11 protein-coding genes are annotated in these 13,032 nt (G+C 65.5%); 6 read left to right on the forward strand and 5 right to left on the reverse strand.

What is annotated here, in order from left to right; genetic code table 11:
- Positions 1-7: 7 nt before the first annotated feature.
- The 6 genes from NUV79_RS04360 to urtE all read left to right on the forward strand — a co-directional run bounded on the left by NUV79_RS04360 (position 8) and on the right by urtE (position 7,465).
- Positions 8-1,348: an HlyD family type I secretion periplasmic adaptor subunit gene (locus NUV79_RS04360; RefSeq protein WP_257731851.1), complete on the forward strand. Its 1,341-nt coding sequence runs from the start codon at positions 8-10 to the stop codon at positions 1,346-1,348.
- Positions 1,349-1,796: 448 nt separating this feature from the next.
- On the forward strand, positions 1,797-3,092 hold the full coding sequence (gene urtA, locus NUV79_RS04365) for an urea ABC transporter substrate-binding protein (RefSeq protein ID WP_257731852.1): 1,296 nt from the start codon (positions 1,797-1,799) through the stop codon (positions 3,090-3,092).
- Between the two features lie 108 nt (positions 3,093-3,200).
- Positions 3,201-4,802 carry an urea ABC transporter permease subunit UrtB gene (urtB, locus tag NUV79_RS04370; RefSeq protein ID WP_257731853.1) on the forward strand — a complete coding sequence of 534 codons (1,602 nt, stop codon included), beginning with the start codon at positions 3,201-3,203 and terminating at the stop codon, positions 4,800-4,802.
- Positions 4,799-5,938 carry an urea ABC transporter permease subunit UrtC gene (gene urtC, locus NUV79_RS04375; RefSeq protein ID WP_257731854.1) on the forward strand — a complete coding sequence of 380 codons (1,140 nt, stop codon included), beginning with the start codon at positions 4,799-4,801 and terminating at the stop codon, positions 5,936-5,938. Before urtB ends, urtC begins: the two co-directional genes overlap by 4 nt.
- A 5-nt stretch (positions 5,939-5,943) precedes the next feature.
- Positions 5,944-6,708: an urea ABC transporter ATP-binding protein UrtD gene (gene urtD, locus NUV79_RS04380; protein WP_257731855.1), complete on the forward strand. Its 765-nt coding sequence runs from the start codon at positions 5,944-5,946 to the stop codon at positions 6,706-6,708.
- 61 nt (positions 6,709-6,769) lie between these two features.
- Positions 6,770-7,465, forward strand: coding sequence for an urea ABC transporter ATP-binding subunit UrtE (gene urtE, locus NUV79_RS04385; protein ID WP_257731856.1), 696 nt, complete (start codon positions 6,770-6,772; stop codon positions 7,463-7,465).
- A 17-nt stretch (positions 7,466-7,482) separates the two neighbouring features.
- On the opposite strand, the gene NUV79_RS04390 is transcribed toward urtE, so the two are convergent.
- Genes NUV79_RS04390 through NUV79_RS04410 form a run of 5 tightly spaced genes read right to left on the reverse strand, consistent with a single transcriptional unit; the run spans position 7,483 to position 12,961 of the window.
- Positions 7,483-8,325 (reverse strand): IclR family transcriptional regulator, encoded by an 843-nt coding sequence (locus NUV79_RS04390; protein ID WP_257731857.1) that lies wholly within the window; start codon positions 8,323-8,325, stop codon positions 7,483-7,485.
- Between the two features lie 31 nt (positions 8,326-8,356).
- Positions 8,357-9,562 carry an amidohydrolase/deacetylase family metallohydrolase gene (locus NUV79_RS04395; protein ID WP_257731858.1) on the reverse strand — a complete coding sequence of 402 codons (1,206 nt, stop codon included), beginning with the start codon at positions 9,560-9,562 and terminating at the stop codon, positions 8,357-8,359.
- Between the two features lies 1 nt (position 9,563).
- Complete coding sequence (locus NUV79_RS04400; RefSeq protein ID WP_257731859.1) at positions 9,564-10,436, reverse strand: ABC transporter permease; 873 nt, start codon at positions 10,434-10,436, stop codon at positions 9,564-9,566.
- The gene (locus NUV79_RS04405) at positions 10,436-11,377 is read right to left on the reverse strand and encodes an ABC transporter permease (protein ID WP_257731860.1); all 942 of its coding nucleotides are present in this window, start codon (positions 11,375-11,377) and stop codon (positions 10,436-10,438) included. The genes NUV79_RS04400 and NUV79_RS04405 overlap by 1 nt, the downstream gene beginning before the upstream one ends.
- 60 nt (positions 11,378-11,437) lie before the next feature.
- Positions 11,438-12,961 carry an ABC transporter substrate-binding protein gene (locus tag NUV79_RS04410; protein WP_257731861.1) on the reverse strand — a complete coding sequence of 508 codons (1,524 nt, stop codon included), beginning with the start codon at positions 12,959-12,961 and terminating at the stop codon, positions 11,438-11,440.
- Positions 12,962-13,032: the final 71 nt, after the last annotated feature.

Consider the following 13,032-nt stretch of genomic DNA (forward strand, 5'->3'; position numbering starts at 1 on the left):
GGGGCAAATGAGCGTTCAGCTGATGTCGCAACCCTGGTACGCCGATGTGCCCCGCAGCACGCGATCGGCGACGATCGGCGGCGCCGTCATCGTGGCCGTGACGGTGATGGGCTTCGGCGTCTGGGGCAACACTGCGCCGATCGCCGGCGCTGTCATTGCCACCGGCGTCTTCGTCACCACCGGCCAGAACAAGACGATCCAGCATCTCGAAGGGGGCGTGATCCGCGAGATTCTCGTCCGCGAGGGCGATGTCGTCGTGCCCGGCCAGCCCCTGGTGAAGCTCGATGACACCTCGGCCCGTGCCGAGTTGCGGCGACACGAGCTGAAGCTCTATCGGCTGGAGATGATCGAGGCTCGGCTTCGGGCGGAAGTCGTCGGTCGCGATGATTTCACCCGGCCATCGCATCTGGTCGAGCAGCGTGACGATCCTGACATTGCTGCCTTGTTCGAGGCCCAGCGCCTGGCCTTCCGTGCGCGGCGCAACAATTTGGCGAGTGAGATCGCGGCCCATCAGAAAAGCATCGACGCGCTGGAGGAGAAGATCGCCGGCAGCAAGGTGCAGCTCGCCGGTGTCGAGCGGCAGTCGCAGCTGCTGAAGGAGGAGCTGGAAGGCAAGCAGGCCTTGCTGCAGCGCGGCTATATCCGCAAGCCTGAGGTGCTCTCGCTCCAGCGCCTCGCTGCCAACCTGACCGGCGAGGCGGGCCGCATCACCGGCGATATCGGCGATTCCCGTGAGCGGATCGCGCGCTCGGTCGAGCAGATCGACGGCGTGCGCAAGAACGCCCAGAAGATCGCCTCCGACCAGCTTCAGGAGGTCAGCGCCGATCTCAACGACGTGCGCGAGCGCATCCATACTGTGAAGGGTGTGCTCGATCGCTCCAGCATCACCGCCCCGGTGAAGGGTACGGTGGTGAAGCTGCGCTATCACACCTCAGGCGGCGTCATCGAAGCCGGCAAGAACATCATGGAGATCGTCTCGCTGCAGGACGAACTCATCATCGAGGCGCGCGTGCGCCCGCAGGATATCGACAAGATCAGGCACAGCCAGGTTGCGACGGTGCGCCTGACCGCGCTCAACCAGCGCATCACGCCGATGGTCAGCGGCCGTGTCATCTATATATCGGCCGATGCGCTGCCAGACGAGAAGCAGCGCGCCTATCCCGGCGTGCCGGACCTCTACGTCGTCCGTGCCCGGCTCGATCCGGGCAGCCTCGCCGGTCTTCACGATTTCCAGCCGACGCCGGGAATGCCGGCCGATGTCTATATCCAGACAGCCGAGCGCACCTTCTTCGAGTACCTGATGCAGCCGCTGAAGGACAGCATGGCTCGGGCCTTCCGCGAGACCTGACAGCTTCCGACCGGCGGGATCGCCCTTCGTCGATCGGGATGGCGGTTTCCCTGGTGCGCCGCGCCAGGGAAACTGTGCTTGTTTCCGCCATGCGCCCTGCAGACAGGCAAGGTGAACGCGGGAGCGGCGCAAATCGAGGCACGCAGCCCCCTTCCCAACGCAATCGGAATAGCGAGGGCGGGCCGAAGCGAAGCTTCTGCTCAAAAAGACGACATATCTCCGGATCGGAAATATTTTGCCTAAGAATTGCTCATGAACGGATAGGTTGCGGCTACGCGTGCGCCATTCGGGTGGTGCCGAGGCCGTCTGATGAAACCGCGTGGAATCGGCGGTTTCCCTATGGAAACGTGGCCTTTCCGCTGTTGGCACATCGCTTGCGTTGGATTGTTCATGGGCCGCACGGCCCGCCGGTGTCGAGGGGACGCCGTCAACAACAGTCCTTCGGGAGATGGCCGTGAACAGCAACCGTCGCGAATTTCTCGGCACCGCTCTGGCCGGTGCTGCTTTCCTCGGATCGTCTTACCTGCCGGCGGCGGCGCAGCAGGACACCATCAAGGTCGGCATCCTTCACTCGCTCTCGGGCACGATGGCGATTTCCGAGACGACGCTGAAGGACGTCATGCTCATGCTCATCGAGGAGCAGAACAAGAAGGGCGGCCTGCTCGGCAAGAAGCTTGAGGCCGTCGTCGTCGATCCCGCCTCGAACTGGCCGCTCTTCGCCGAGAAAGCGCGCGAGCTGATCACCAAGGATAAGGTCGCGGCCACTTTCGGCTGCTGGACCTCGGTCTCGCGCAAGTCGGTGCTGCCGGTCTTCAAGGAGCTCAACAACATCCTGTTCTACCCCGTCCAGTACGAGGGCGAGGAGAGCGAGCGCAACGTCTTCTATACGGGCGCCGCGCCGAACCAGCAGGCGATCCCCGCCGTCGATTATCTCGCCAAGGAGGAGAAGGTCGAGCGCTGGGTGCTGGCCGGCACGGACTATGTCTATCCGCGCACGACCAACAAGATTCTCGAGGCATATCTGAAGTCCAAGGGCGTGAAGCCCGAGGACATCATGATCAACTACACGCCCTTCGGTCATTCCGACTGGCAGACCATCGTCTCCGACATCAAGAAGTTCGGTTCGGCCGGCAAGAAGACGGCCGTGGTCTCGACCATCAACGGCGACGCCAACGTTCCCTTCTACAAGGAACTCGGCAACCAGGGCATCAAGGCGACCGACATCCCGGTGGTCGCCTTCTCGGTCGGCGAGGAGGAGCTGGCCGGCATCGACACCAAGCCGCTCGTCGGCCATCTCGCCGCCTGGAACTACTTCCAGTCGATCAAGACGCCGGAGAACGACGCTTTCATCAAGCAGTGGCAGGCCTTCACCAAGAATCCGAAGCGCGTCACCAACGATCCGATGGAAGCCCATGTCGTCGGCTTCGCCATGTGGGTGAAGGCGGTCCAAAAGGCGGGGACTATCGATCCGGACAAGGTCATCGACGCGCTGCCCGGCATCGAGGCGCCGAACCTCACCGGTGGCATCTCGAAGATGCTCCCCAACCACCACATCACCAAGCCGGTCTTCATCGGCGAGATCAAGGACGACGGCCAGTTCGACGTGGTCTGGAAGACCTCCGGCCTCGTCCCCGGCGACGCCTGGTCGAAGGAGCTCGACGGCTCGAAGGACCTTGTCGGCGACTGGGTCGAGAAGAAATGCGGCAATTTCAACGTCAAGACCGGCAAGTGCGGCGGCGTCTGAGATCATGAGGGGGAAGGGCGGCACGGGAAACATCCCGGCCGCCCTTCATTCGCCGCCCGGCGGCAAGGCTTTTCCAGGCAATCACCAGCCGACATGCGAACCGGATCGATGCCGATCTTACACCGCCTGAAGCATGCGCTCATCATCCTCGTCGCGCTGGTCGCGGCCTCGGTCGCGTCCTTCGCGCAGACCGCCGATGAAGCTTTTAGGCGGCTGGCAGCGGACAGCTATTCCGACACCTCCCGCGCCATCGAGATCCTCGTTTCGACGGCTCATCCCAATGCGGCGCTGATCGTCGAGGCCCTGAGCGACGGGCGCCTGCTTGCCGGCCCCGGCGGTGTCGCCGTGAAGACGGCTGCCGGAGGCTTCGTCGATGCGAAGACGGGCGCTGCGCTTACAGCCGCTCCCGCCGACGTGAAGCCCGTGCGCCTTAACAACGCCGTGCGTCGCGCGGTGCAGGCCGCGCTCGGCGGCCTCGGCCTGCTCAATCCCGATCCGGCGAAGCGCGCAGCTGCGGCCGAAGCGGTGTTCAAATCCCGCGATGCCGGCCTGCTGCCGATCGTCGAGGCGGCGATCGGCAAGGAGACCAATCCCCGCGCGCTTGCCGCTCTGCGTCAGGCCCAGGCCGCGATCCTGATCGCCAGGCCCGACACACAGCCGCTGGATCGGTTCGCGGCGATCGAAGTCCTGCGCGAGCGGGGCGATCAGGATGCGGTGGCGACTTTGCGCGCGCTGCCGGGCGATGCGACGCCCGCTCTCAAGGAAGCGCAGGCGAAGGCCATCACCGCCATCGAAGGCCGGCTGAAGCTCTGGGCCGCCGCGCAGAACTTCTGGTACGGGCTCTCGCTCGGCTCGGTCCTGCTGCTCGCCGCCATCGGGCTCGCGATCACCTTCGGCGTCATGGGCGTCATCAACATGGCCCATGGCGAGATGGTCATGCTCGGCGCCTACACGACCTTCGTGGTGCAGGAACTGATCCGCTCCAACGCCCCCTGGCTGTTCGACTGGTCGCTGGCGATCGCCTTGCCGGCGGCTTTCATCGTCGCCGGCGCGGTCGGAATCGCCATCGAGCGTGGCGTCATCCGCTTTCTCTACGGTCGCCCGCTGGAGACGCTGCTCGCGACCTGGGGCATCAGCCTGATCCTGCAGCAGGCGGTCCGCACCGCCTTCGGCCCGACCAATCGCGAGGTCGGCGCACCGTCCTTCATGTCGGGCGCCTTTGAACTCGGTGGTTTAGCGATCACCTATAACCGACTCTGGATCATCGTCTTTGCCGCGCTGGTCTTTGCCGCGCTGCTCGCCATCCTGAAGCTCACTCCGATGGGCCTGCAGATGCGTGCCGTCACCCAGAACCGGCGCATGGCCTCGGCCATGGGCATCCGCACCGGCCGCGTCGACGCGCTGACTTTCGGATTGGGCTCGGGTGTCGCGGGGCTCGCCGGCGTCGCGCTCTCGCAGATCGACAATGTCAGCCCCAATCTCGGCCAGAGCTACATCATCGATAGCTTCATGGTCGTGGTCTTCGGCGGCGTCGGCAACCTCTGGGGTACGCTGGTCGGAGCCATGACACTCGGCGTCGCCAACAAGCTGCTCGAGCCCTATGCGGGCGCCGTACTCGGCAAGATCGCGCTGCTCGTCTGCATCATCCTCTTCATCCAGAAGCGCCCGCGCGGCCTGTTCGCGCTCAAGGGCCGGGCGGTGGAAGCATGATCACGCGCTTCCTCCTCCAGAACATGGACCGACGCGGCGGTATCTTCCTTGCGATCCTGCTGGGCCTGGCCGTGCTGGTTCCGCTGTCGAACCTGCTGCTGCCGGCATCCTCGCCCTTCCATGTCCCGACCTCGACCATGTCGCTCTGGGGCAAGTACCTTTGCTACGCGCTGCTTGCGGTCTCGCTCGATCTGGTCTGGGGCTATTGCGGCATCCTGAGCCTCGGTCACGGCGCCTTCTTCGCGCTCGGCGGCTACGCCATGGGCCTCTACCTGATGCGCCAGATCGGCTCGCGCGGCGTCTATGGCAACCCGATCCTGCCGGATTTCATGGTCTTCCTGAACTGGCAGGAACTGCCCTGGTACTGGTGGGGCTTCTCCTCCTTCCCATTCGCCATGCTGATGGTGCTGGCGGTACCCGGCCTGCTCGCCTTCGTCTTCGGCTGGTTCGCCTTCCGCTCGCGTGTCACCGGCGTCTATCTCTCGATCATCACACAGGCGCTGACCTATGCGCTGCTGCTTGCCTTCTTCCGCAACGACATGGGCTTCGGCGGCAACAATGGCCTGACCGATTTCAAGGACATCCTCGGCTTCAACATCCAGGCGCAAGCGACTCGTGCCGCGCTGTTTTCCATGACCTGTGTCATGCTGGCGGCCGGCTTCCTGATCGCGCGCGGCATCGTCGTCTCGAAGCTCGGCAAGGTGGTGATCGCGATCCGCGATGCCGAGTCCCGCACGCGTTTCCTTGGCTATCGGGTCGACCGCTTCAAGCTCTTCGTCTTCACCATCTCGGCCTGCATGGCGGGGGTGGCCGGCGCGCTCTACGTTCCGCAGGTCGGCATCATCAACCCCAGCGAATTCGCTCCAGCCAACTCGATCGAGACCGTGATCTGGGTCGCGGTCGGCGGGCGCGGCACGCTGGTCGGCGCGGCATTGGGCGCGGTCGTGGTCAACTGGGCCAAGACGCTGTTCACCTCCGGCTTCATGGCGCCGTACTGGCTCTTCGCGCTTGGTGGTCTCTTCGTCGTCGTCACGCTCTTCCTGCCCAAGGGCATTCTCGGCACGGCCGAGGCGCTCTGGGCGCGCCGCCGCAAGCCCGATGCAACGCCGGCCGCCGAGCCGGCACCGGCGGAGTAACAGTGATGAACGCTCCCGTGCCCGGCGCTCTGACCTCCTCGTTGCTCTATCTCGACGGCGTCAGCGTCTCCTTCGACGGCTTCAAGGCGATCCGTGGCCTGTCGCTGACCATCGAACCGGGAGAGATGCGCGCCATCATCGGCCCCAACGGCGCCGGCAAGACCACGATGATGGACATCATCACCGGCAAGACGAAGCCGGATGTCGGCACCGTCATGTTCGGCGGCTCGGTCGACCTGACGAAGCTTGACGAGGCGGCGATCGCCAATCTCGGCATCGGCCGCAAGTTTCAGAAGCCGACCGTCTTCGACAGCCACACGATAGAGGACAATATCCTGCTGGCGCTCAAATCGAAGCGCACGGTCGGCCGGACGCTGTTCTGGAAGACGGAGGCCCCGCAGCAGAAGCGCATCGACGACATCCTCGGCATCATCCGCCTCGCCGACAGGCGCGAACGGCTCGCAGGCTCGCTCTCACATGGCCAGAAGCAGTGGCTGGAGATCGGTATGCTGCTGGCCCAGGACCCGAAGCTCCTGCTCGTCGACGAGCCCGCCGCCGGCATGACCGATGGTGAGACCGCGCAGACGGCGGTGCTGCTCAAGGAGATCGCGCGGGATCATTCGGTGATCGTCGTCGAGCACGACATGGGTTTCATCCGCGAGCTCGGCGTGAAGGTCACGGTGCTGCATGAGGGTTCCGTGCTGGCGGAAGGCCCGCTCGACCATGTCAGCGCCAACGAGCGCGTCGTCGAAGTCTATCTGGGGCGCTGAGCATGATCCGAAAAAGTGGGAACCGGTTTTCCGATCAGATCATGCGGCGGAAATGAATCACATGCTCGATGTCGACGCGATCAACCTGCATTACGGCGCCGCCCAGGCGCTGCGTCGCGTCTCCGTCGCGGCCGAGATCGGCAAGGTCACTTGCGTGATGGGCCGCAACGGCGTCGGCAAGACCTCGCTGATGCGCGCCATCGTCGGCCATCAGCCGATCTCAGGGGGGCATATCCGCCTCGACGGAGAGGACATCTCGGCCCTGCGCAGCGAGGATCGCGCGCGGGCCGGCATCGCCTATGTGCCGCAGGGCCGGGAGATCTTCCCGCTACTGACGGTGAAGGAGAATCTGGAGACCGGCTTCGCGCCGCTGAAGCGCAAGGAGCGCTTCGTCCCGGATGAGCTCTTCGACCTATTCCCCGTGCTGAAAACCATGCTGGGCCGGCGCGGCGGAGACCTCTCGGGTGGCCAGCAGCAGCAACTCGCGATTGCGCGGGCGCTGGTCACCCGACCCAGGCTGCTGGTGCTGGACGAGCCGACCGAGGGCATCCAGCCCTCGATCATCAAGGATATCGGCCGCGCCATCGACTATCTCCGCCAGAAGGGCGGCATGGCGATCGTGCTGGTCGAGCAGTATTTCGACTTCGCCCGCGATCTCGCCGACACGATGTTCGTGATGGACCGCGGCGAGGTTGTGCTGTCCGGCCCGATGAGCGAACTCGATGGCGCCCAGGTCCAGCGCCTGATCCAGGTCTAGGACCTCAACGGCGCGCTTCAGCCGAACTTGCGGCCGGCGGCGAAGGAGCCCATGCGCCAGCCGAGCTTTTCCTCGATGCGCCGGGCCGCGGCCTTCACCGCCTCGACGAAATTCGCATGTTCCTCGTTCACCCGGAATTCGGGCAGCACGATCGAGACCGTGATCGGGCAGGTGCCGGCTTCATCGAGCACCGGCGCGGCGATACAGGCGACCGCGTAGTCCGATTCACCGGCCTGTATCCACACACCCGTGGCGAGAGCCTCGCGCGACTGATCAAGCAGAAGCGCGGGGTCGGTGACGGCGCGGCCCGTCGGCGAGGCCTTGGCGCTCTTGCGGAAGAGGGCTGTCCGCTCGGCCTCGTCGAGCCCGGCGACGAGCAGGCGGCCGGACGCCGTCCAGTTCAAGGGCACGCGCGTGCCGACGCGCGAGGTGATGACGAAATGGCCGGGTCCCTCGGCCATGGCCTCGACCACCATCATGCCGCCGTCGCGGCCGCAGATCTGCACGGTCTCGCCGACCTCGCGCGAGAGCACATGCATCTCATGCGTCGCGACATTGATGACCTGGAGGTCGCGCGCATAGGCGAGGCCGTAATGATAGAGCCTCGGTCCCAGCCAGACGCCGCCGTCTCCGGCGCGGGCCAGCAGGCTCTTGTCGAGCAAATCCTCGACGATGGCATAAACGGTCGAGAGCGGCGCGCCGATCGCGCGGGCGATCTCGTAGGCGGTCAGCGCCCGCCCTTCCTGCTGGAGATGGTCGAGGATTTGGACGGCGCGGTCGATGCCGCTGACGCGCGAGCGCCGCTGCCCGGTCGATTCCGGTGCGCCTTCGCTGTGCTGCGTCGTCGGGGCCTTGCTCATACCTGCGCTTTCATACCTCTCGCTCGCCAAGTCAACGCCAGGACAGGCCGTGGCTGTGCCGCACGAGCCGGCGCGGACGCGGCACATAGCGGCTGGCGGTGATCGCCTCCGCGCCGATCACCGCGTGGCGCGGCTCGAACAGCCGCGTCAGCTGCGAGACGTCGCCATTGGAATCGGTCGCTTCGAGATCGCTGTCGATCAGGTCGAAGATTGTGAAGTCGGCACGCTGGCCGACGGTCAATCGGTCCGTCATGTCGAGCTTGATCACCGAGGCCGGAGCATGGGTCACCGCTTGGATGATGGCGTCGAAGGGCATGCCGACGCTGAGCAGCTTCGACATCGTCGTCGCCAGATCCCAGACCGGGAAGTTCATGCAGCGATTATGCAGGTCGGTCGAGATCGAGAACGGCATCAGTCCGCGCTGGATCGCGGCCTCCGCCACCTTGAACGAGAAGGAGGCGCCGCCATGGCCGATATCGAGTCGCACGCCCTCGGCCGCGCAGCGCTCGGCCAGCTTGAACAGGTCCTCGTCCTCCAGGATGCTCGAGCCGGCCTTGCCGTTGAAGCAATGCGTGACGACGTCGCCCGGTCCGAGGATCTCCAGGACCTCGTCGTAGAGCGCAGGCGGCTCGCCGACATGGACCATCATCGGCAGCTTCAGGATCTTGGCGATCTTCTTGCCGAGCTTGACCGGCGTCACGCCCCAGGAGCCGGTGATGACATGGCTCGCCCGCACCTTGAGCCCGACGATATGCTCGCTGTTCTCGGCATAGCATTCGATGATGCGGTCGAGATCGATATCCTTGATGTCGCGCAGTTCCGGCACGCGGTTGCAGGCGACGAGCCCGATCGAGCCGAGATTGAGGAAGGCCTTGATCCGCTCGCGCGCCGGCTCGATGACATATTCGCGGAAGCCGTGGAAATTCGCTTCGCCGGCCGAGCCCGCATCGACCATGGTGGTGACGCCGCGCTCGGCCCCGCAATCGCTCGGCCGGAGCGAGATATCGGTGCCGCCATGCCAGACATGGACATGGAGGTCGACCCAGCCCGGCGAGACGAAGGCGCCCTTGCCGTCGATGCGCTCGGCATCGGCCGGGGCCGCCAATCCTGCGCCGATCGCCGCGATCTTGCCGTCGCGGCCCACCAGGATGTCAGTGGCGCTCGTGGGGATCGCCGGCCCGAAGGCGACCGGCTTCACATTGGCGATCAGCAGTGGCTGCCGCGTGGCAGGTGTCATGTCAGAGATCCTTCCGCAGGCGCGGATCGAGCAGGTCGCGCAGGCCGTCGCCCACCATCTGCAGGGAGAGCACGGCGAGCACGATGGCTAGGCCGGGGAAATAGGTCATCCAGTCGGCCTGGCCGATATATTGCCGGCCGGACGAGATCATCGTGCCCCAGGTCGGGATATCCGGGCTGACGCCGAGCCCGAGGAAGGAGAGGCCGGCTTCCGCCAGCATGGCGCTGGCGAAGATGAAGGTGGCCTGCACCGTGATCGGCGAGACGATGTTGGGCAGGACATGCCGGAACATGATCCGGAAGGTCGAGTTGCCGAAGGCGCGGGCGGCCTCGACATAGGGCAGCTCGCGGATCACCAGTGTCGCGGCCCGCACGATGCGCGCAAGCCGCGGCGCATAGACGATCGAGAGCGCGATGATCACCGTCATCAGCGAGGGGCCGAGCGCTGCGACCAGCGCGATCGCGAGCAGGATGTCGGGGAAGGCCATCATCGCGTCGATCAGGCGTGCAATCGGCGTGTCCAGCCGCTTGAAGAACCCGGCGAGCAGCCCGAGCGTCACGCCGATCAGCGAGGACAAAACGACGACGGCGGCGCCGACCGAAAGCGACAGCCGGCCCGCATAGAGCATGCGCGAGAAGATGTCCCGGCCGAACTCGTCCGTGCCGAACCAGTAGATCCCGGAGGGCGGCTTCAGCCGGTTGACGACCGAGAGCCGGCCCGGCGCATAGGGGGCGAGCAGCGGCGCGAACGCCGCCAGCAGCACGAAGACGATCAGGATCGCGAGGCCGATCGCCACCATGCGGCGCTTCAGCAGGTCGCGCAGGAAGAGCCGGGCACGGTTCGGCGCGGGTGTGTCGGGAGCGAGGTCGGTCATCAGTAGCGCACCCTGGGATCGACCAGCAGATAGAGCATGTCGATCGCGAAATTGACCAGGACGTAAAGGCCGGCGATGACGAGCAGCGCGCCCTGGATGACGGGATAGTCGCGCCTGAGCACGGCCGAGACCACGAGATTGCCGACACCTGGCAGGCCGAACACCGTCTCGGTCACCACCGCGCCGGAGACCAGCACGGCGGCGGTCAGGCCGAGCACGGTCAGGATCGGGATCAGCGCGTTCTTCAATGCATGGGTCAGGACGACCTTCTGCTCGCCCAGCCCCTTGGCGCGGGCGGTGCGGATATAGTCGTCGCCAAGCACGTCGAGCATCGAGGCGCGGGTGAAGCGCATGATCAGGGCCGAGGAGACGAGCCCGAGCGCAACTGCCGGCAGGATCAGGTGCTTGATGCGCTCGAGCAGGCTGGTATCGGGGCCGCCATAGCCGGAGACGGGCAGGATGCCGAGACGCACCGCGAAGACCTGCATCAGGATGAGGCCGAGCCAGAAGCCGGGGATGCTGGCGCCGAGCATGGCGAGCGTCGTCGCCGCCTGGTCGAGGAAGGAGCCGCGTCGATAGGCGGCATAGATGCCGACCGGCAGGGCGATGGTGCTCGCGATCGCCAGCGAGAGCAGCGTCAGAAAGAAGGTCGGCTCCGCCCGCTTCATCAGCGCCGAGGTCACCGGCATGTTCAGGAAGATCGACTGGCCGAGATCGCCGCGCAGCAACTGCCCGACATAGATCACGTATTGCGAGAGGATCGAGCGCTCGAGGCCGAGCCTCGTGCGCAGGTCGGAGACGTCCTGCGCCGTGGCGTCGGGGCCGAGCATCACGGCGGCGGGATCGCCGGGGGTGACGCGCACGATCACGAAGACGATCGTGACGACGAGCAGCATGACCGCGATCATGCCGGAGATGCGTTGAAGGATGTAGCCGACCATGGCGCGACATCTCGTTGCTCGCCGTCCGGCAGCGATCACGCGGCCGGACGGCGAGGGGGATCACTTCTTGAGGGTGACGTTCCAGAAATACGGCCAGGGCGCCGGCACGACGTCGTCGAGCTTGGCGGATTTCGCCGAGAGGGCGTTGAAGTCGCCGATCTTGATGAACGGCACCTCGTCATAGATCGTCTTCTGCACGTTGGCCCAGAGCGCGGCACGCTTGGCCGGGTCGGCCTCCGAGGTGAAGGCGTCGACGGCGGCCTTGCGGGCAGGCGTATCCCACCAGCCGGGCGAGCTGGTCGAGAGCGAGCCGATCAGCGCCGGCTCCGGCAGGAACGGGCTATGGGTGATGTAGATCTCCCAGAGCGCCTTGTCGGTGCGCCGCTGGGTCAGCGTCGCCCAGTCGACCACCTGCAGGTCGACGGTGAAGCCGGCGAGCTTGAGATACTCGGCCGCGACCTGCGCCATCTTGTAATGGAACTCATACTGGCGGCTGGTCAGGATGCGGATCGGCTCGCCCTTGTAGCCGGCAGCCTTCGCTGCGGCCTTCGCCTTGTCGGCATCGCCGACATTGTAGTTTCCGGCGACGCCGGCATCCGTGTTCCAGACATAGCCGGGCGGATAGATATTGCCGTCGAGCGCATAGAACTCCTTGGTTCCGAACGCTGCCGCCAGCATGTCCTCCATGTTGAGCGCGGTGCGGATCGCCTTGCGGACGGCGAGGTTCTTGGCCGCGCCCTCGGCGGTGTTGAAGACGAAGACCGGATAGCCGAAGGGCTTCAGCACGACGGGCTGCGAGGCCGCGCCCTTCAGCCGGTCGAAGGATTCCACCGGAAGCGAGTCGACATAAGAATACTGGCCGGAGACCGCGGACTCGATGCGGGTGTTCGCATCCGGCACCGGCACGAAGCGGACCTCGTCGAGCAGCGGCTGTCGTGCCCCGCCATAGCCGTCGCCGTTGCCGCTGCGCGGCTTGTAGCCGGCGAAGCGGGTGAGCTGGATATACTGGTCGGCCTTGCGCTCCTTGAGCATGTAGGGACCGGTCCCGATGAATTCCTTCATCGGCTCGTCCTGCTTCTTCGCGGGGATGATGATCGCAGCGGAGTTGTTGAAGGCGAGCAGCGAGAGCAGCGGCGCGTAAGGCTCCTTCAGCGTGATGACGACCGAGGACGGGCTGGCCGCCTCGACGCTCTCGATGAAGCCCGCCGCCTGCTTGCCGCGCGAGGCGAGCTTCATCCAGCGCTTCAGCGAGGCGACTGCGTCCTCCGCCGTGAGGTCGGAGCCGTCATGGAACTTCACGCCCGGCCGCAGCGCGATCGTGTATTTCTTGCCGTCTGCGCTGACCGTTGGCAGCGCGTCGGCGAGCAGCGGCGTCACCTTCCAGCTTTTGTCGAAGGTGTAGAGCGTCTCGAAGATGTGTTGGGTGATCGTCCCGACGAGGTCCGCGGTCGAGACCATCGGGTCCAGGGTCGGCGGCTCGCCGACGGTCGCGACGGTCGCGATGCCGCCCGCTTCCTGGGCAGGAGCGAGGGATGGGGCGGTGAGCAGGCTGCAGGCGAGGAGGCATCCGAGCAGGCGTTTCATGGTCCCTCACATTCTTTTATTATGTAGTATTATGCCCAATAACAGAATATCGGCGCGCGGCGATTGTCAAC

It is taken from the genome of Allobosea sp. 47.2.35 (assembly GCF_024655635.1).
Taxonomy (GTDB): Bacteria; Pseudomonadota; Alphaproteobacteria; order Rhizobiales; family Beijerinckiaceae; genus Allobosea.

Coding starts and splice junctions, on each gene's coding strand:
- NUV79_RS04360 (WP_257731851.1), top strand. CDS start 8: ATGAGCGTTCAGCTGATGTCGCAACCCTGGTACGCCGATGTGCCCCGC.
- urtA (WP_257731852.1), top strand. CDS start 1,797: ATGGCCGTGAACAGCAACCGTCGCGAATTTCTCGGCACCGCTCTGGCC.
- urtB (WP_257731853.1), top strand. CDS start 3,201: ATGCCGATCTTACACCGCCTGAAGCATGCGCTCATCATCCTCGTCGCG.
- urtC (WP_257731854.1), top strand. CDS start 4,799: ATGATCACGCGCTTCCTCCTCCAGAACATGGACCGACGCGGCGGTATC.
- urtD (WP_257731855.1), top strand. CDS start 5,944: ATGAACGCTCCCGTGCCCGGCGCTCTGACCTCCTCGTTGCTCTATCTC.
- urtE (WP_257731856.1), top strand. CDS start 6,770: ATGCTCGATGTCGACGCGATCAACCTGCATTACGGCGCCGCCCAGGCG.
- NUV79_RS04390 (WP_257731857.1), bottom strand. CDS start 8,325: ATGAGCAAGGCCCCGACGACGCAGCACAGCGAAGGCGCACCGGAATCG.
- NUV79_RS04395 (WP_257731858.1), bottom strand. CDS start 9,562: ATGACACCTGCCACGCGGCAGCCACTGCTGATCGCCAATGTGAAGCCG.
- NUV79_RS04400 (WP_257731859.1), bottom strand. CDS start 10,436: ATGACCGACCTCGCTCCCGACACACCCGCGCCGAACCGTGCCCGGCTC.
- NUV79_RS04405 (WP_257731860.1), bottom strand. CDS start 11,377: ATGGTCGGCTACATCCTTCAACGCATCTCCGGCATGATCGCGGTCATG.
- NUV79_RS04410 (WP_257731861.1), bottom strand. CDS start 12,961: ATGAAACGCCTGCTCGGATGCCTCCTCGCCTGCAGCCTGCTCACCGCC.